At 51.1% G+C, this 17,274-nt stretch carries 14 protein-coding genes; 8 read left to right on the top strand and 6 right to left on the bottom strand.

From position 1 onward, the window contains the following. The first annotated feature begins 98 nt into the window (after nucleotides 1-98). Together Q4E93_RS24830 and Q4E93_RS24825 are read left to right on the top strand one after the other, a co-directional pair. Entirely contained in the window at nucleotides 99-1,160 is a 1,062-nt protein-coding gene (locus Q4E93_RS24830) for a sensor histidine kinase (RefSeq protein WP_303589938.1), read from the top strand. After that, nucleotides 1,147-1,857: a LytR/AlgR family response regulator transcription factor gene (locus Q4E93_RS24825; protein WP_303589936.1), complete on the top strand. Its 711-nt coding sequence runs from the start codon at nucleotides 1,147-1,149 to the stop codon at nucleotides 1,855-1,857. Before Q4E93_RS24830 ends, Q4E93_RS24825 begins: the two co-directional genes overlap by 14 nt. Nucleotides 1,858-1,862: 5 nt before the next feature. On the opposite strand, the gene Q4E93_RS24820 is transcribed toward Q4E93_RS24825, so the two are convergent. The 3 genes from Q4E93_RS24820 to Q4E93_RS24810 all read right to left on the bottom strand — a co-directional run bounded on the left by Q4E93_RS24820 (nucleotide 1,863) and on the right by Q4E93_RS24810 (nucleotide 7,476). Continuing rightward, a complete protein-coding gene (locus Q4E93_RS24820) occupies nucleotides 1,863-2,984 on the bottom strand; it encodes a fatty acid desaturase family protein (RefSeq protein WP_303589934.1) in 1,122 nt (373 codons plus the stop codon). Nucleotides 2,985-3,086: 102 nt separating this feature from the next. Beyond that, nucleotides 3,087-3,563, bottom strand: coding sequence for a YcxB family protein (locus Q4E93_RS24815; protein ID WP_303589932.1), 477 nt, complete (start codon nucleotides 3,561-3,563; stop codon nucleotides 3,087-3,089). Nucleotides 3,564-4,080: 517 nt separating this feature from the next. After that, the gene (locus Q4E93_RS24810) at nucleotides 4,081-7,476 is read right to left on the bottom strand and encodes a vitamin B12-dependent ribonucleotide reductase (RefSeq protein WP_303589930.1); all 3,396 of its coding nucleotides are present in this window, start codon (nucleotides 7,474-7,476) and stop codon (nucleotides 4,081-4,083) included. Nucleotides 7,477-7,755: 279 nt separating this feature from the next. On the opposite strand from Q4E93_RS24810, the gene Q4E93_RS24805 reads away from it, so the two are divergent. Together Q4E93_RS24805 and Q4E93_RS24800 are read left to right on the top strand one after the other, a co-directional pair. Continuing rightward, entirely contained in the window at nucleotides 7,756-8,316 is a 561-nt protein-coding gene (locus Q4E93_RS24805; protein ID WP_303589928.1) for a hypothetical protein, read from the top strand. 43 nt (nucleotides 8,317-8,359) lie between these two features. Beyond that, on the top strand, nucleotides 8,360-9,172 hold the full coding sequence (locus tag Q4E93_RS24800) for a DUF2490 domain-containing protein (protein ID WP_303589927.1): 813 nt from the start codon (nucleotides 8,360-8,362) through the stop codon (nucleotides 9,170-9,172). A gap of 13 nt (nucleotides 9,173-9,185) precedes the next feature. On the opposite strand, the gene Q4E93_RS24795 is transcribed toward Q4E93_RS24800, so the two are convergent. Beyond that, a complete protein-coding gene (locus Q4E93_RS24795) occupies nucleotides 9,186-9,497 on the bottom strand; it encodes a GNAT family N-acetyltransferase (protein WP_303589925.1) in 312 nt (103 codons plus the stop codon). Nucleotides 9,498-9,714: 217 nt separating this feature from the next. On the opposite strand from Q4E93_RS24795, the gene Q4E93_RS24790 reads away from it, so the two are divergent. After that, nucleotides 9,715-10,479 carry a phosphoglycerol geranylgeranyltransferase gene (locus tag Q4E93_RS24790; protein ID WP_303589923.1) on the top strand — a complete coding sequence of 255 codons (765 nt, stop codon included), beginning with the start codon at nucleotides 9,715-9,717 and terminating at the stop codon, nucleotides 10,477-10,479. On the opposite strand, the gene Q4E93_RS24785 is transcribed toward Q4E93_RS24790, so the two are convergent. Both Q4E93_RS24785 and Q4E93_RS24780 read right to left on the bottom strand, forming a co-directional pair. Beyond that, entirely contained in the window at nucleotides 10,474-11,445 is a 972-nt protein-coding gene (locus Q4E93_RS24785; protein ID WP_303589921.1) for a hypothetical protein, read from the bottom strand. The genes Q4E93_RS24790 and Q4E93_RS24785 overlap by 6 nt on opposite strands. Before the next feature lie 16 nt (nucleotides 11,446-11,461). Next, nucleotides 11,462-13,795, bottom strand: a complete 2,334-nt coding sequence (locus tag Q4E93_RS24780) for an ABC transporter permease (RefSeq protein WP_303589919.1) — start codon at nucleotides 13,793-13,795, stop codon at nucleotides 11,462-11,464. Nucleotides 13,796-14,307: 512 nt separating this feature from the next. Here Q4E93_RS24780 and Q4E93_RS24775 point away from each other — a divergent pair. From Q4E93_RS24775 to argC, 3 genes are read left to right on the top strand one after another with little or no spacing between them, the layout of a single operon-like run. Further along, a complete protein-coding gene (locus Q4E93_RS24775) occupies nucleotides 14,308-15,048 on the top strand; it encodes a GNAT family N-acetyltransferase (RefSeq protein ID WP_303589916.1) in 741 nt (246 codons plus the stop codon). A 30-nt stretch (nucleotides 15,049-15,078) separates the two neighbouring features. Then, on the top strand, nucleotides 15,079-16,275 hold the full coding sequence (locus Q4E93_RS24770; protein ID WP_303589914.1) for an argininosuccinate synthase: 1,197 nt from the start codon (nucleotides 15,079-15,081) through the stop codon (nucleotides 16,273-16,275). After that, nucleotides 16,272-17,270 (top strand): N-acetyl-gamma-glutamyl-phosphate reductase, encoded by a 999-nt coding sequence (gene argC, locus Q4E93_RS24765; protein WP_303589913.1) that lies wholly within the window; start codon nucleotides 16,272-16,274, stop codon nucleotides 17,268-17,270. Before Q4E93_RS24770 ends, argC begins: the two co-directional genes overlap by 4 nt. The last annotated feature ends 4 nt before the right edge of the window (nucleotides 17,271-17,274 follow it).

Raw genomic sequence — 17,274 nt, 5'->3', positions numbered from 1 at the left:
CGCTGTTGGTAGCCTCATGGCGGTTGCCGGTGGGTTGCAGGCTGCTTTCCGACAATTATTACCCGATGGCAGGCTTTTTTTTCCGACTTTTATGGTTCATGAGGAGGGTTTGGCTGCATATAGCTTTCTGGGTATTATATGTCCTGCAGGATACCCTCCTGGCCTATAACTGGGTAGGACCATCTTTCAGGGATATTTCCGATAGCCGGATGCTGGGCATTGCCATCCAGGCAGCCCTTATCAATATGCCTTACAAATTGCTGCTGACCTATTTCGTGCTCTATGTGTCCATCCCGAAGATCACCGCAGCCAACCATGCGCTGGGAAGGATCGTAACGGAGATCATTCTTGTCTTTATTCTTTGTGTGCTGTTGTATAGGTTCACCTCCCACTATATCCTGTACGCAAAGGTCTATGGAGGAACGATCCCTGACGGGAACACCCTGGGTATCGCCAATGTCATCGTCGCCACCATGGACATCGGCTTTATTGCAGGGCTGGCGGCTTCTATAAAATTCGTACGTATACAGTTGGTGACGAAAGAAAGGGAGAAAAGCCTGGTTAAGGAAAAATTAGGCGCGGAATTAAAATTCCTGCGCAACCAGACAAATCCCCATTTCCTGCTGAATACGCTGAATAATATTTATGGACTGGCCCGGAAAAAATCCGACGATACGGCTGAGGTGGTGATGAAATTATCGGAGCTGCTCCGCTTCATCCTGTATGAATCCAGGAGCAGCCTGATCGGCCTGGTGGATGAGATCAAGGTGATCGAAGACTACCTGGAACTGGAGATGATACGGTACAATGAACGGTTTGCCGTGGGCTTTAACAAGTCGCTTGATGGTGGCTGCTACCATATCACTCCTCTGCTGTTGCTGCCCTTTGTAGAAAATGCCTTCAAGCATGGGATCAGCGAGACCCGCTTCCAGTCCTTCATCCATATCGATATCCGTGTAAGCAACGGGCAATTATATTTCAACATCGAGAACACGAAAGACGCGGATCAGCAAGGTATTACCGGCAACAACATCGGGCTGATGAACGTAAAAAGGCAACTGGAGCTCAGCTATAAGGATTACAGGCTGGATGTTCGCAACGAGGATGATCTTTTCACTGTCAACCTTTTTTTAAATTTAGAGAGCCATGTTGAAATATAACTGTCTCATCGTCGAGGACGAGCCTCTCTCAGCTGAAATTTTGACCGATTATGTCCGGCAGGTGCCTTTCCTGGAGCTGCGATCCGTCTGTGCCGACGCCATTTACGCGATGGATCTGCTGCAGAAAGAGAAGATCGACCTCCTTTTCCTGGACATCCATTTACCCAAGCTGAAAGGAATGGAATTCCTGGAATCGCTGCGCAATCCGCCGCGAGTCATCATTGTTTCCGCCTATAAGGATTATGCGCTGCATGCATTCGAGCTCAATGTGGTGGATTATCTATTGAAGCCCATCCGGTTTAGCCGCTTCTTAAAAGCAGTGAACAAGCTGAACCAGCCATTGGATAGCAAGCCGGCGCCCATCTCGGCGGAGGTGCGGGAAAGGACCTATTTCTTTTTCTCCGTAGGTAAAAAAAAGGTAAAGGTGTTCCTGGATGAGATCCTGTATATCGAAAGCCTCCGGGAATACATCCGCATCACTACCCTGGAAAAGAACATCCTCACAAAATTCCAGCTAAGCGCCATCGAAGAGCTGCTGTCAAAAAATAACTTCATCCGCATTCACCGGAGCTTTATCGTGGCGAAAGATAAGATCAGCGCCTTCACGGCTACGGACATAGAGATCAACAATAAGCAGATCCCCATCGGCAGAAGCTATAAGGAACTGGTGATCGGTCTGTTGGAGAGAGGCATTTGAGCGGCTCAGGCGTGCATTGTATGGTGCGCCGGTTTTTTGCCCAGTTGGCGCATCACGTGAAAATGGCTCTTCACAGCCTGCCGCATGGTAGGGAATTCGTTGTAGTCGATGCCGTATTTCCGGCAGGTGTCCTTTACGATCAGGTTGATCGCGGGATAATGTATATGACTGATCCGGGGGAATAAATGATGTTCCACCTGAAAGTTCAATCCACCGACATACCAGGATACGAACTTATTCCGCGGGGCGAAATTAGCAGTGGTTTTCACCTGGTGAATGGCCCATTCTTCTTCCAGCTTTTTCGTCTCGCCTTCCTGAATATGTGCAAATGTGGCGCCTTCCACCACGTGCGCCAGTTGGAATACGAGGGCGAGGGTCAGGCCGAGAGCCAGGTGCATGGAGGTGAAGCCAATCGCCCAGTTACGCCAGCCAGTGACATATATGGGTATCGCGATGTAAAAGAGGATGTAGAGTACCTTGCTCAGCCAAAATACAATGTGTTCCCGGACATCCATTTTCTGCAGGGGCGTATTAACGATCTTTCGTTTGAAATATTTGATGAAATCCAGCGTCAATACCCACAGAAAAGACGACAGGGCATATGCAAGGATCATATAAATGTGCTGAAATCGATGGGCCGGCACCCATTTTTGAGAAGGGCAATGGCGCATGACCGGGCTTTTGGCAATATCATCGTCGATACCGTCGACATTCGTGTAGGTATGATGAATGATATTGTGCTTAAACTTCCAGATAAAAGCATTCCCTCCCAGGGCATTCAGGGAAAGTCCCATGATCTCATTAACCCATTCCTTGCTGGAATAACTGCCATGACAGGCATCATGCATTACATTGAACCCGATGCTTGCCAGCGCAAATCCAAGCAAAATGCTCATGGAAATGCCCGTGACCTGCAGGAGCGCCGGAACACCGGAGCCCGGATGGCGGAAGAGGCTTAATAAGGTGATATACAGGGTCAATGCAACCGGTATTAAAATCCCGGTTTTAGCGTATAGCTGCCAATTACCTGTTTTGCGGAGCTGAGACTGGTTGAAATATTGGTCTACGGATGTCTTCAGGGTGGTATAAAAAGCATTATGCTTATTATTGAAGGATACTTTGGTCATAACTTGTATTGCCGAAAAACGGCGGTAGCAAGGTAGGCAAGTTAGCCGGATTAGGGAGCAGCGAATCGTTAAATATAAAGATTTATTAAAATCAGGCAAGTGTTAACCCTTAATATGCGCTTTTAGCAATTGCCTGGCAGTCTGTATGTCCGTGATGTCCTTAAAAGAGTCCTTGGGGATCAAAAAGAAGCTCCGGGCGTCAAAATACAGGTGAAAGAAATAGGCGGTTTCCTTGAAAGCGCTGAAGTTATTCCAGTTCCACCGCTGGCTGCCTTTCTTGGTCTCCAGGAGGATGCCCTGATCTTCCAGGGTAAGGGTAAAAGTATCCTGGAAGGTAGCCGATCTTTTGTAGATACTGAGCGGCAGCAGCCGTCGGATGGACAGCCAAAGCAGGAACCAGAGAACGGAAAAGATGATGAAGGGCTGAGGTTGTATTTGCTTGAGCCAGAATAAGATAGCCGATATGATCGCAAACACATTGATACAAATGAAAAGGAATCTGATCTCCGGTCGTCCGAAAAAATGACCACGTAATCCATCCAGCACCTGTCTTTTGTTGTAACTAAATTGAATTGTCATTCCGCCCAGTGTAGTTTGGCGGTAAAAATAAAGGAAAAAGGCCATCCCGCATGATACAGGATGGCCGAATTACATTAGGCGATATACCAGAGCTGTGTTCCTGGAACGACAGGGATTTATCCTTAACGGACATTCCTGCAACTGCCATAGTGATGACTTGCGGCTTCCCCGGGGGTCACGCTACGGGCGCAGGAGGCAAATAAAGAGATTACGATGAGCGCCAACACAATACGTTTGTTCATGGTTTCCATTTTAGGTGTTAAGGATTATTCTATAACGAAAATATTGACAAAGTATTATGTATGTCTTTTTTTTCGTTTGTCAGAAGAAAAATAGGAAGAATCAGTGAAATTAGATAACCATTTTTTAGGGTGCTGGAAGGGGGGAAGGACAACAAAGTTGGAGTGTCCGGGGAAAAAACCCTTAGATCCTCACACTTATACCCTCATAGCAATAAAAGCTCCTCCGATAGACATCGAAGGAGCTGCGAAATTATGATTAGGTTATCGTGAGACGTTTAGCTACAACCCATACTATTCCCGCAATTCAGGCATTTATAACAGGTTCCGCTGCGGATGGTGATATGTCCACAGGTATTACAGGCAGGCGCATCGCTTTGCATGCTCTTTGCCGCAGCGTTCACCGCATCCAGGCCTGTTTCCGCCTTTATAGCCGAGGCTGCCCTGGAGGTCTTTGGCGCCAGTGGTTGTCCTGCCGGGGAGGTGGTCCCCCCGCTGTTGGCTTTTGCTACGATCCGCACATCGCTCAGCTCGGGTGTGCTTTTATCATATTCGAGAGATGTGGGAATCTCATCCCAGTCATCGGTGCCTGTATTGGCTACTTCGGGCCTGTCCAGCACATGGACCAGGTCGGTCCTACCCAAATACTCATAAGCCAGGCTGCGGAAGATGAAATCCACGATAGAAGTTGCGCTTTTGATATTCGGATGATCTACCATGCCCGATGGCTCAAAGCGAGTGAAAATGAATTTCTCAACAAACTCTTCCAGCGGTACGCCATATTGCAGGCCGATGGAGACTGCAATAGCAAAACAGTTGGAGAGGCTGCGCATCGTGGCTCCTTCTTTGGCCATGTCGATGAATATTTCCCCCACTGTCCCGTCGGCATATTCTCCTGTACGGAGGAAAAGCGTCTGACCATTGATCTTTGCCTTTTGTGTAAAGCCCCGGCGCTTGGCGGGCAGGGTCCTGCGCTCAACGATGGTAGCAAGCGCCCTTTTCAGCTTGGTATCGGGAGAAGCCTGCACTCTTTTCTGCACTTCTTCCAGCAGCTCCTGCACAGTCAGCTTGCTCATATCTACGATCATTGATTCTGTGGAGGAGGGAGCTTCAGGGGCTGTGGCTTCTTTTTCTCCTTCGATCTCCTTCTTTTTCTTGTCGGATTTTGTGCTCAGCGGCTGGGACAGCTTGGAACCGTCGCGGTACAGTGCGCAGGCTTTCAGGCCCAGCTGCCAGCTAAGCATATATGCGTCTGCGATGTCCTCTACCGCAGCTTCGTTTGGAAGATTAATCGTTTTTGAGATGGCGCCGCTGATAAAAGGCTGTGCGGCACCCATCATACGGATATGACCGTGTGCATGGATGTAGCGCTGGCCGATCTTGCCGCATTTATTTGCGCAGTCGAAGACCGCCAGGTGCTCATCCTTCAGGAAGGGGGCGCCTTCCACCGTCATGGTGCCGCATACGTAGTTGTTGGCAGCCTCGATCTCGCTCCCCGTGAAACCCAGGGCTTCGAGCAAACTCCATTCAAGATTGAAATATTGTTCAGGTTTGAATCCCAGGCGTTGCAGGCATTCTTCGCCCAGCGTGTAGACATTGAATACAAAACCGATCTCGAAGGCTGAGCCCACGGCCGAATCAAGCTTTTTTATTTCTTCCGCGATGAAGCCTTTTTCGCTCAGAGACTGGTGATTGATGGCAGGGGCGCCAGCGAATGAAGCGGCCCCCACGGCATATTTTATGATAGTATCGATCTGTTTGTCCGTGTAGTGGAGGTTCTTCAGGGCAGTGGGCACGGATTGGTTGATGATCTTGAAGTAGCCGCCTCCGGATAATTTTTTGAATTTGACAAGCGCGAAATCCGGCTCTACACCCGTGGTGTCGCAATCCATTACCAGGCCGATGGTGCCAGTGGGAGCGATGACGGTGGCTTGCGCATTGCGGTAGCCGTATTTCTCACCCAATTGCACCGCCTCATCCCAGGCCTTGGTGGCGGCTTTCAACAGATAGTCCGGGCAATAGCGGGCCTTGATCCCTTGCGGCTTGATGCCCAATCCCTCGTATTCATCCGCATCGTAAGCGGCCAGTCTGTGATTACGCATGACCCGCAGCATGTGCTCCTTGTTCTCTTCGTACCTTGGGAAAGCGCCCATTACGGCGGCCAGTTCGGCAGAGGTCTTGTAAGCCACGCCCGTCATGATGGCTGTGATAGCGCCGGCGATGCCACGGGCCTCCTCGCTGTCATAAGGAATACCCATGATCATCAGCATGGAGCCCAGGTTAGCGTAGCCCAGGCCCAGGGTACGATAGTCATAGGAAAGCTGCGCCACTTCCCGGGAAGGGAACTGTGCCATCAATACGGATACTTCCAGTACGGTGGTCCACAGACGGCAGCAATACTCGAATCCTTCCACATCGAATGTGTTGGTGTCCTCATCGTAGAAACGGCGGAGGTTGGCGGAAGCCAGATTACAAGCGGTGTTGTCCAGGAACATGTATTCGGAGCAGGGGTTGGAGGCCCGGATGCGGCCACCTTCAGGGCAAGTATGCCATTCATTGATGGTGGTGTCGTATTGGGTACCCGGGTCAGCACAACGCCATGCTGCATACGCAATCTGGTTCCAGACTTCTTTTGCAGGAATACGCTTCATTACTCTTTTGTCGCTGCGGGCAATGAGTTCCCAGTCTTCGTCCCTGGCCAGCTTATCGAAAAATTCATTTGTTACACGGATGGAATTGTTGGAGTTCTGTCCTGAGACAGTGCGGTAGGCTTCTCCTTCATAGTCACTGGGATAGCCGGCGGCAATGAGCGCCCCTACCTTTTTTTCTTCTTCTACTTTCCAGTTGATAAACTCCATGATCTCGGGATGGTCCAGGTCCAGGCATACCATTTTAGCGGCCCTGCGGGTAGTGCCTCCGGATTTGATTGCCCCCGCAGCCCTGTCTCCGATCTTCAGGAAGCTCATCAAACCACTGGAAGTTCCGCCTCCGCTCAACTTTTCACCTTCCCCTCGGATATAGGAGAAGTTGGTTCCGACGCCGGACCCGTATTTGAAGATGCGGGCTTCGCGCACCCAGAGGTCCATGATGCCGCCATCGTTTACGAGGTCGTCGCTAACGCTGAGGATGAAACACGCATGGGGCTGTGGTCTCTCATAGGCGGAGGTGGACCTCTTCAATTCCCCGTCTGCCTGATCGACGTAGTAATGCCCCTGGGGCTTGCCCGTGATCCCATAGCTTTCGTGCAGGCCTGTATTGAACCATTGAGGGGAGTTGGGTACGCAGGCCTGGTCGAGAATGCTATACACCAGCTCTTCATAGAACACCTGTGCGTCTTTAGCGCTGGCAAAATAGCCATATCGCTCGCCCCATACCCGCCAGCAGTTGGCCATACGATGGGCAACCTGCTTTACGGAAGTTTCTCTTCCCAGCGAACCGTCGGGCTGAGGGACGCCGGCTTTACGAAAATATTTTTGTGCAAGAATGTCGGTGGCAATCTGGCTCCACCGTTTAGGCACTTCTACGTTGTTCATTTCAAATACCACTTCCCCGCTGGGGTTCCGGATCAGGGACGAACGATAATCGTAAGCGAATTGATCGAATACATTTACATCGTCCTTTGTGAAGCGGCGGGGAAACTGCAAGCCCTTCGTAGTTTGCTTCTTGGATGCCATAAGTCAGTGCCAGATTTAAAGATTTTCAGATACGTTTTCAACGGGTAGGTGGGATAACGAAAGTATTTTTTTGAGGTCGAATTCCAATGTCAAACTTATCCCCATGGGTGGAAAAGAGTGTGCAAATTTTAGTCCAAAATAAGGCGGGAAACAGCTTACCCATGTGCATAATTATTTGGAGACCTTATTAAGGCCAACGGTTAAAAATACGGCCTTAACCGTTGAATTTATTTCCCCATTCCCGCCATTGGTGTAAATTTTACTGCCTCAACGTGTTATATGCAATTGAAGCTTATGCTTTTCGTGCTGGCCTTACTGGCCTTTATCAGCTTTTCCACCTCCCGGACGGCTGCTCCGGCGGGATGGCGGCCTCTCTTTCAAAATGACACCAGTGGACATACCCTGTATGGCGATAAGGAAGCGTTGTTACAGGCGGTGAAGCAAGGATGCCCTATCCGGGTGTCATGGGGAGAAAGATTGCCTGACGGCACCTCGGACATCGAATATTCCGCCCCCGACTTTACTTCCCTGGTCAATGACTCCGACCTTGTGGCGCAATTTCCTGCCAGCGCCATCCAGACGGACTATATGAATGCGCACAAAGCCTTCCTGAAGACGGATCCTCCGACGACGTGGAAGGCCCTGATGTGTACGGACGGGCATTATCATCAATTCCACCAGGATATGACCACGGGACGGGTCACCCGGGTAATGTACCTGCGTGCGTCCATGCTATGGTATGCTTTTACCAGCGATGCACCGGAAGGAAAGGTTGGGGACCGGATCCCGGATATGGCCATACCGGGAGGTATTGTACTGGACAGTATGGTCCGGCGATAAAATTTTACCATTTTTTTAGAATATAATTGCTTCATTTTGGGGTATGAAGCAAACTTTCCTTCTGATCCTCCTGCTGGCTATCATCGGCGTCCGTACTGTCTCTGCGCAATCACAGTTCTCGGGCTGGCTTGCCACTTTCCAGAATTATAAACTATCGCCCAAATTCGGCCTTTATTTCGACGGTCAGTTCAGGACCACGCATCAATGGCAGCAGATGAACCAATTGCTGCTGCGTCCGGGGGTCAACTTCTATATCACGCCGGCCATCACGGGGACTGCCGGTTATGCCTATATTCCCGGGCAGCGGATGTCCAATGGCGTTGTCGGCTATCTTCCGGAACATCGTACGTGGGAGCAGCTGATGGTGACCCATTCGACGCGTCTGAGCCGCTATGCCCGCACGACATCCATCGCACATCGCTTCCGCCTGGAACAGCGCTATATTCCCAAACATCATGCGGAAGGAAATTCGCTTGTGCATGACAAAAACGTATATGCCGGCAGGTTGCGTTATTTCACCCGGGCCGTCATTCCTTTTGGAGGTGCACATCCTGTGGCCGCACCACCTGCGGATGCGTCAGCCACGGCGCCCCTGCAGAATGGTACTGCCACTTCACGCGCTTTTACGGCAGGATTTTTTGCCGCCATCCAGAACGAGATCTTTCTCAATGTGGGCGATCCATCTCCTGTCAACGGAAAGGTCTTCGACCAAAACAGGGCATACCTGGCCATCGGCTATCGTTGCAGCAAGCAATTTGATGTGGAGCTGGGCTATCTCAATCAATATGTCAGCGGGGCAGGCAATAATTCCACGGCCAACCATGTACTACAAGTGGCCACTTATGTAAGATTATAGTTATAGTGAAGGCTCATCGCAAATTAGGATGGTCGTCCCTGTATTTAGGGTCCAGCACATCCCTGTTCTCCGGATGCTTTTTCAGCCAGCTGGCGACAAAGGGACAGTAGACCATGACAGGCAGCCGATGCTCACGGGCATATTTGAACGCGTATTCCGCCAGGGCCGAGGCGATACCTCTACCTTCCAGCTTGTCCGGTACTTCAGTGTGCATGAGCGCGATGTCTCCTTTATAGAAACGATATTCCAGGTAAGCGAGCTCGTCTTCCAGCCGTACCTGGAATTGCTGTTGCTGCTCATTGTTGATAATAGTAACTGGTGCCATAAATAAGTTTACAGATAACAAAAATCTATTACATTTGTTTTCAACCAGGAAATTTACGGATAGACACGTCCCCGGATGAACGTCTTACGTGAACAAATGCGAATAATACGTATTTGTCTTGAAGATCAAGACGTAAAAATGCACATTTCCATGGAATTTACTCCCTTAAAGCGGAAAACTTTTCGCATTTTTGCATTACTACCAACGGCAATAGCGAATGAAGCAATTTATTTACGAGTCCTTGTTGGCTAAGAAAAATAAGGGGCAGCGGTCTTTCGCGGTCCTTATTGATCCGGACAATGTGAATGCGGGGAAGATCGATGAGCTCACCGGGCTGGCTGTCGATGCAGGGGTAGACTACCTCCTGGTCGGCGGTAGTCTTGTCATCTCCAATCACCTGGACGAGGTGGTCCAGCATATCCGCCGGAATTGTTCCATTCCTGTGATTCTTTTTCCCGGTACGCCATCCCAGGTGTCCCGTTATGCCGATGGTCTCCTTTATTTATCATTGATCTCCGGAAGGAATCCCGAGCTGCTGATCGGACAGCATGTCATTTCTGCCCCACAAGTGCGCAGCAGTGGGCTTGAGATCATTTCCACTGGCTATATGGTCATCGATGGCGGGGCGCCAACCACTGTCTCGTATATCAGCAACGCCACACCGATCCCGGCCGACAAGAATGAAATCGCCCTTTGTACAGCCATGGCCGGCGAAATGCTAGGTATGAAGCTCATCTATATGGATGCGGGCAGCGGCGCACGTCACCCCATCCGAGAAGAGATGATCGCTGCTGTCGCCGCGCATATCGATGTGCCGCTGGTGATTGGCGGAGGTATCCGCGATCCGGAGAAAGCATACCGCAACTGCAAGGCCGGGGCTAATGTCATCGTGGTGGGCAATGCGATAGAGAAGGACGCCGGGCTTATTAAGGAGATGGCCGCCGCCGTACATTCTGTACCCGTCGAAGAGCCACTGCTATGATATTCTCTCCAGCAATTCCTTTGGATTGTCTACGGCAAACAAGATCACTGATGCTTCCCGCCGGATCCCGAACATACGTACGACCGTCACGGGCTGCCTGAGCTTTATACGCACGGTGTGATTTTCCAGCGCTCCCAACAAGGCCAGCTTAAGGGCTTTTTCTTTGGGTGATGTCCGGCTGGTGAGGTTGATCTCTTCGATATCGGCCATCCGGATGCAGGCGTCAGCCGCCAGGCCATTGCGCAGGTACACCAGGTTGCCCACTATTTGAATGGGCCTGGCATACATCGCCCGCATGTGGGCAAATAGCTGGAGCATGGTATAGGCACTCAGCCCTGTGAAGATCCAGGCAGTCGTGGGAGACCAGTGTGCGATGAGAAAATGTAGTGCGATCCCTTCAGCCAGCATGCACAGCAGGAATACGCCCAGTACCGGAATGGCGCCGGAGGAACGGGAATAGGAAAAAGAGCCATCCCGGCGTTTTCCGGCCGGTGCAAAAGCATAATAAAATACGGCAAATTCCGACCCCAAGATATCGCCCACACGCGTGCTGCCTGTGAGGCTGGCTACTACGGAACGGGTTCCTGACAGGAAATCAAGCTCATGTACGTTCTTGCGGGCTTTGTGTAACCTGAGGGCCAGTGTAAGGAGGAGCAGGCATTCAATTACGGGAGATATCCAGGTTTTGATGTCATGGGGCAGGGGGCTTCGATGATTCAGGAGACCTGCGATCAATAATCCCAGCAGGAATACACGGATCACTGTCAGCTTTGATATACTGCTTTTCCGGATGGCAAAGAAGTAAAGTAAGGGCGCTGTCAGGGTCAGGTCCAACGTTACGGCGATGGAGAGTTGTTCTTCGTGCTGCAGGAATAGGGGGCTGAAGACGATCATGGTGCAGGCGGCCACTACCAGCAGCGGCATGCCGAGGGCAAGGGTCCAGTTGGGGCGGGGAGAGACAGTCATGGTCCCCTAAAGGTACTTACTCTGTCCGCAAACTTTCCACCGGATTGGCAAGTACGGCCCGAACAACGCGTAATCCAGTGACAGACAAGGTAATAAGCGCCAGCAGCAAAAGGGGCGCAACGAACAGGTCAACGGTAAATGCAGTATGATAGGCATAGGACGACAGCCACCTGTGCAGGCCCCACCACGCCAGTGGCAGGGCCACCAGGGCTGCCCAACCGATGAGCAGGAAAAATTCCCGTGTCAGCAACAGGATCAAACCCCGTCCGGACGCACCCAATACTTTACGGATACCGATCTCACGGGTACGCCGGACCGTGATCAGCGATACCAGACCGTAGAGGCCCAGGCAGGAAATGAAGATCGCCAGCAAGGTGAATCCATTGAATAAGGTCATTGTGATCCGATCTTCCTTGTATTGCGCGTCGAAAGATTCGTCCAGGAAGTAGTAATCGAAGGCGTTGGAAGGGAAATAGCGGGCCCAGGTCTCTTTGAGACGGGGCAGGGCGGACGGAGATGCCTTTGCCAGCACTGCAGATGCATTACGGGCGCTGTCGTGATAGATCATTACCGCCGGCTCGATGGCATTGTGCAGGGACTTGAAGAAGAAGTCCTTTACCACACCTACGACCTTCCCTTTCCGGCCATAGCCCTCGATGGACTGTCCTTCTCCATGCTGCCAGCCCATCGCCCGTACAAAGGCTTCGTTTACGATGAACCCTTCCTTTGGGTCCATGCGGATACTGTCCGACAGGTTGCGGCCTTCCGCCAACCTGATATGCAGCAAAGGCACGAACTGCGCATCGATGAAAAAGTAATTGCATAATATTTCTCTTTTCATGCCTGCAGACCGCACCGTCGTGCTGCTCATCATTACGCCTTCGACAGGGATACCACTGCCGACCGACACTCCCCTGACACCGGAGATCTGCTGCACGGCCTGACTAAAACCCATAATACGCCGGCTGGCTATGGAATCCCGCGGCACCGAAAGACAGATGACCTGCGATCTGTCCGCACCCAGGTCTTTGTGCAGTACAAAATGCATCTGCCTGTAGATGACCGCCGTTCCCATCAGCATGGCCAGGGCGATGATGAACTGGGTTACCGTCAGCACTTTCCGGAGGCCGATTCCCTTGCTCTGTACCGCCATGCCCTTCAGCACCTTTACAGGCTGGAAACGCGACAATACAAAGGCAGGCCAGGCGCCCGCCAGCAGCGTTGTCAGGAAGAATAAGAGGAACAAAAAAAATACCGAGCCGCCGTCCCCAAGGGAGATGCGGGTGGACAGCATTTTATTGAAGAATGGAATAGCGGTCTCCGCCATCATGATGGCCAATAGCCAGGCGATGGCCATAAGGAAAACAGATTCTCCCAGGAATTGTCCCATCAGCTGAACGGGCTTTGCACCCGCCACTTTTCTTACTGCCACTTCCTTTGCCCGTTGTTCCGCCCTGGCGGTGGAGAGATTGATATAATTCAATATCGCTATGATCAGGATAAAGATCGCCAGCACTGAAAAGATGGTATTGAAAAGCCGGTTGCCTTTCGGTGTGTCGGCGATCTTTCTCTTGCTGAAATGCACGTCGGCCAGAAGTTCCGGAGTAAACCGCACCTGGTATTTTGCAGCTTCCATTTTTTCCAGCTCCGGCTGTATATAGGTGGCGGATATAACGGCCAATTGTTTTCTCAGGGCGGTGAGATCGGGACGTCCGCGGAAAAGCACAAAAGTGTATACCTCGAAGTCGTTGTCCATCCAACTGGTGACGGACTGGAAATCCTTCCAAACCAGGGCATCGATGGTCATATCCGAGTTTGCCGGCCTGTCCGCTATCACAGCTGTGACCTTATAGGAATGTTTGTCGCAGATCAGGATCCTGCCCATGGCTTCGCCGTCGCCAAAATATTTCCGGGCAGTGCTTTTTGTAAGCACGATGGAATTGGGTTCTGTGAGCGCTGTCGCCGGCGCCCCTTCCAGGAAAGAGAAATAAAAGATGGAGAAGATCGCCTGCTCCGAAAAAGCAAAATTATCTTCCTGAAATATGACCGTACCCTGTTTAACCGTCATTTCCGCATTCTGGATCCTTACGGCGTTCTCCACCTGGGGGCAATCCCGGATAAGGGCGCCGGCGAGAGGCGTATTGGAGGTAGCGAAAGCCAGCTCCGTGTCAGGCGAGTGAAATACAGTCGTCACCCGAACAATACGGTCCGCCTTGGGATGATAATTGTCAAAGCTCTGCTGGTGGTGGACATAACCATAGATCAGCAGGCAGGCGGCGATGCCCGTGGAAAGTCCCAAAATATTGATAAGGGAAAAACTTTTGTGACGCTGAAAATGGCGCCGGGCCATTCTAAGATAGTTTGCCGTGAACATTGCTCCAAGAAATGCAAATTTCCCTACTAAAGGAAGCCCGAAGGCAGGGCTTTAAGAGGACTTTAACAGGCTAAACCAGTAGTAAATAATACATTAAATAATATAAACATATAAAAAAGGGTTGGTTTAGCAAGATTTATCTAAAAATTGACGTTAAAATAATGGCGATAAACTAAAAAATGTCCCATCTTTGCACCTGTAAAAACATTTTACACAATTTCATCTGTCTTGAAATGAAAAAAAACTCACCCATATCACATCTCCCGGTGATATTGCACGCCTTCAATAAGCGTGGGTTTTTTGCTGCAGCCCTGTGCTCAGTTTTTTCCGTTCGCCCTGTTCCCTTTTGGGTGCGACGTTGATACTTACTCTCTCATAGCGACCCCTGATATAGCGGCACTATCCCCCATCCTGCGGCGGTTGATCCTACAATTAATCCCGTTTCAGCAATGGAGCATCATTTTTCATCCCAAGAGCACACTTCTAAAATGGAACAACAGAACTTTAAAATATTAATAGCCGACCACACGCACCAGGATTTTGCAAAGATCATCTGCGACGAGATGGAGTCATCCGCAAAAGCGAGGGGTACCGGCATTGCCAAAAGAAGCCCTGATTATATCCAGGATAAAATGCGGGAAGGAAAGGCGGTGATCGCCTTTACCGAGGACGGCGTCTGGGCCGGCTTTTGTTATATCGAGACCTGGAGCCATGGGGAATATGTGGCCAATTCCGGCCTGATCGTATCTCCTCAATTCCGCAAGAGCGGACTGGCAAAACTGATCAAAAAGAAAATATTCGCGCTTAGCCGCAAGACCTATCCCGAAGCCAAGATCTTCGGGCTCACCACGGGGCTGGCCGTCATGAAGATCAATTCCGAGCTGGGTTACGAACCCGTCACCTACTCAGAGCTAACCCAGGACGAAAATTTTTGGGCGGGTTGTAAAAGCTGCGTCAACTATGAGATCCTCATGAGCAAGGAGCGCAAGAACTGTATGTGCACCGCCATGCTCTATGATCCCAAAGATCACTACGAGCCTGAGGAAACCCAGCAGGATTTCACCAAGCATTCGAAACTGTACGAACGTTTTATGCGTATCAAACAGTGGAAGCTGCTGGCTCCTTTCCTGAAGCACCATGAGCCTGCCAATAGTGGCAATAAGGCTGGCGGCAGCCCGGAGAATGCGAAGCGGCACCGCAGCCTGTTCCATACTTTCTTCAACTTTTAACATTCACCCGAAATTCACCCGATAAAGACTATGAACAATAAAGTTGTATTAGCTTACAGCGGCGGACTGGACACTACCTATTGCGCAATTTACCTGCAGAAGATCAAAGGCCTGGAAATACATGCGCTCACCGTCAACACCGGTGGGTTCAGCGATAAAGAGATCGAGCAGATAGCCACCAGGGCCAGGAGCCTGGGGGTTGCCTCCTTCGAATGCGTGGATGTGACAAAAGAGTATTACGACAGCTGTATCAAATACCTCATTTTCGGAAATATCCTGAAGAATGCCACCTATCCCCTGAGCGTTAGCGCTGAGCGGATGGTACAGGCAATTGCCGTGGCAGAGCATGTGAAAAAGACAGGCGCTGCCTATGTGGCCCATGGCAGCACAGGCGCCGGCAATGACCAGGTGCGATTTGACATGGTATTCCAGAGCATGCTCCCCGGTGTAGAGATCATTACCCCCATCCGCGACCTGCGGCTTAGCCGGGAGGCGGAGATCGATTTCCTGAAGGAGCATGGTGTTGAAATGAATGCCGAAAAAGCAAAATACAGTATCAATAAAGGGCTTTGGGGCACTTCCGTCGGAGGAAAGGAAACGCTGACCTCCAGAGACTATCTGCCAGAGGAAGCCTGGCCTACGCAAGTGACGGAGACGGGCACCCGGCAGCTGGAGCTGGAATTTGTAAAAGGCCAGCTGGTATCCGTGGATGGAAAAAAGTTCAGCCATCCTGTAGCCGCCATTCAATACCTGCAAGCCATCGCACAACCTTATGGCGTAGGCAGGGATATCCATGTCGGCGACACCATCATCGGGATCAAAGGCCGTGTGGGCTTTGAAGCTGCTGCCCCCCTTATCATTATCAAAGCACATCATTTACTGGAAAAGCATACCCTCACCAAATGGCAGCTGTATTGGAAGGACCAGCTGAGCACCTGGTATGGCAACTGGCTGCATGAAGGACAGATGCTGGACCCTACCATGCGCAATATTGAAAAATTCCTGGAAGACACCCAGGCCACAGTCACGGGCAAGGCTTTTGTCGTCCTGCAACCCTATCGCTTTACTGTCACCGGTGTCGAGAGCGTTCATGACCTCATGAGCAGCAAGTTCGGCAGCTACGGGGAGATGAACAAAGGCTGGTCGGGTGACGACGTGAAAGGCTTTGCCAAGATCTTCGGCAACCAGACAGCCATTTATCACAAAGTAAACGAGGACCTGCAATGAGCACCGCCACCGGAAATAACAAGACCATAAAGGCGGGCATCATCGGTGGTGCGGGGTACACCGGCGGGGAGATGCTCCGGATATTGCTCCGGCATCCCAACGTTGACATCCGTTTTGTGCACAGCAAGAGCAATGCGGGGAAAGCGCTTTATGCCGTGCATGAGGACCTTATCGGCGAAACGGACAAAAAGTTCGATTCCGAATGGAGCTATGACGTCGATGTTCTCTTCCTCTGTCTTGGGCATGGCGAAGCAAAAAAATTCATCGAAGAAAATTCGCCGGTGAAGGGCGGTGTAAAGATCATAGATCTTTCGCAGGATTACAGGCTGGGCGGCCCACTGCTGGACGGGCAAACCGTGATCTACGGACTGCCGGAGCTGAACAGGGAAGCCATTCGGACGGCGCGTCACGTCGCCAATCCGGGCTGTTTTGCAACGGCCCTTCAACTGGGGCTGCTGCCCCTGGCCAAGGCCGGACTGCTGAACGACATATATACCACGGGTATTACGGGGTCTACTGGCGCCGGGCAAGGTCTTTCGGCCACCTCTCACTTCTCCTGGCGGGCGAACAATATCCAGGCATATAAGACCCTGACGCACCAGCATCTGAAAGAAGTAGGTCAATCCCTGCAGCAGGCGGGAGGGGGAGATGCATCCATTCATTTCGTTCCCTGGCGCGGAGACTTTACCCGGGGCATCTTCGTCTCCTCCCAACTCCGGGTCGGGCGACGACCGGAAGAGATCATTGCCCTTTATGAGCAATTTTACCAGGGCCATCCCTTCACGATCGTCAGCAGACAGCCCATCTCGCTCAAGCAGGTGGTCAATACCAACAAATGCCTGATCCAGCTGGAGCAGCAAGGCTCCCAGCTGGTGGTTCATTCGGTCATCGACAATCTGACGAAAGGGGCTTCTGGCCAGGCCGTACAGAATATGAATTTGTTGTTTGGGCTCGATGAGACGGCCGGCTTGCAATTGAAAGCAAACGCTTTTTAAAAAA

The sequence above is a fragment of the Flavitalea plasmicola genome, from assembly GCF_030546645.1.
GTDB lineage: Bacteria > Bacteroidota > Bacteroidia > Chitinophagales > Chitinophagaceae > Puia.
Note: the sequence above shows the minus strand (reverse complement) of the source record. Positions and strands in the feature narration are given on the sequence as shown.

Bases quoted from the DNA above. Each gene is read 5' to 3' on its own strand.
- Q4E93_RS24805 (WP_303589928.1), top strand. From the start codon at position 7,756: ATGCAATTGAAGCTTATGCTTTTCGTGCTGGCCTTACTGGCCTTTATC.
- Q4E93_RS24815 (WP_303589932.1), bottom strand. From the start codon at position 3,563: ATGACAATTCAATTTAGTTACAACAAAAGACAGGTGCTGGATGGATTA.
- Q4E93_RS24775 (WP_303589916.1), top strand. From the start codon at position 14,308: ATGGAACAACAGAACTTTAAAATATTAATAGCCGACCACACGCACCAG.
- Q4E93_RS24810 (WP_303589930.1), bottom strand. From the start codon at position 7,476: ATGGCATCCAAGAAGCAAACTACGAAGGGCTTGCAGTTTCCCCGCCGC.
- Q4E93_RS24770 (WP_303589914.1), top strand. From the start codon at position 15,079: ATGAACAATAAAGTTGTATTAGCTTACAGCGGCGGACTGGACACTACC.
- Q4E93_RS24800 (WP_303589927.1), top strand. From the start codon at position 8,360: ATGAAGCAAACTTTCCTTCTGATCCTCCTGCTGGCTATCATCGGCGTC.
- Q4E93_RS24785 (WP_303589921.1), bottom strand. From the start codon at position 11,445: ATGACTGTCTCTCCCCGCCCCAACTGGACCCTTGCCCTCGGCATGCCG.
- Q4E93_RS24795 (WP_303589925.1), bottom strand. From the start codon at position 9,497: ATGGCACCAGTTACTATTATCAACAATGAGCAGCAACAGCAATTCCAG.
- Q4E93_RS24790 (WP_303589923.1), top strand. From the start codon at position 9,715: ATGAAGCAATTTATTTACGAGTCCTTGTTGGCTAAGAAAAATAAGGGG.
- Q4E93_RS24825 (WP_303589936.1), top strand. From the start codon at position 1,147: ATGTTGAAATATAACTGTCTCATCGTCGAGGACGAGCCTCTCTCAGCT.
- argC (WP_303589913.1), top strand. From the start codon at position 16,272: ATGAGCACCGCCACCGGAAATAACAAGACCATAAAGGCGGGCATCATC.
- Q4E93_RS24820 (WP_303589934.1), bottom strand. From the start codon at position 2,984: ATGACCAAAGTATCCTTCAATAATAAGCATAATGCTTTTTATACCACC.
- Q4E93_RS24780 (WP_303589919.1), bottom strand. From the start codon at position 13,795: ATGGCCCGGCGCCATTTTCAGCGTCACAAAAGTTTTTCCCTTATCAAT.
- Q4E93_RS24830 (WP_303589938.1), top strand. From the start codon at position 99: ATGAGGAGGGTTTGGCTGCATATAGCTTTCTGGGTATTATATGTCCTG.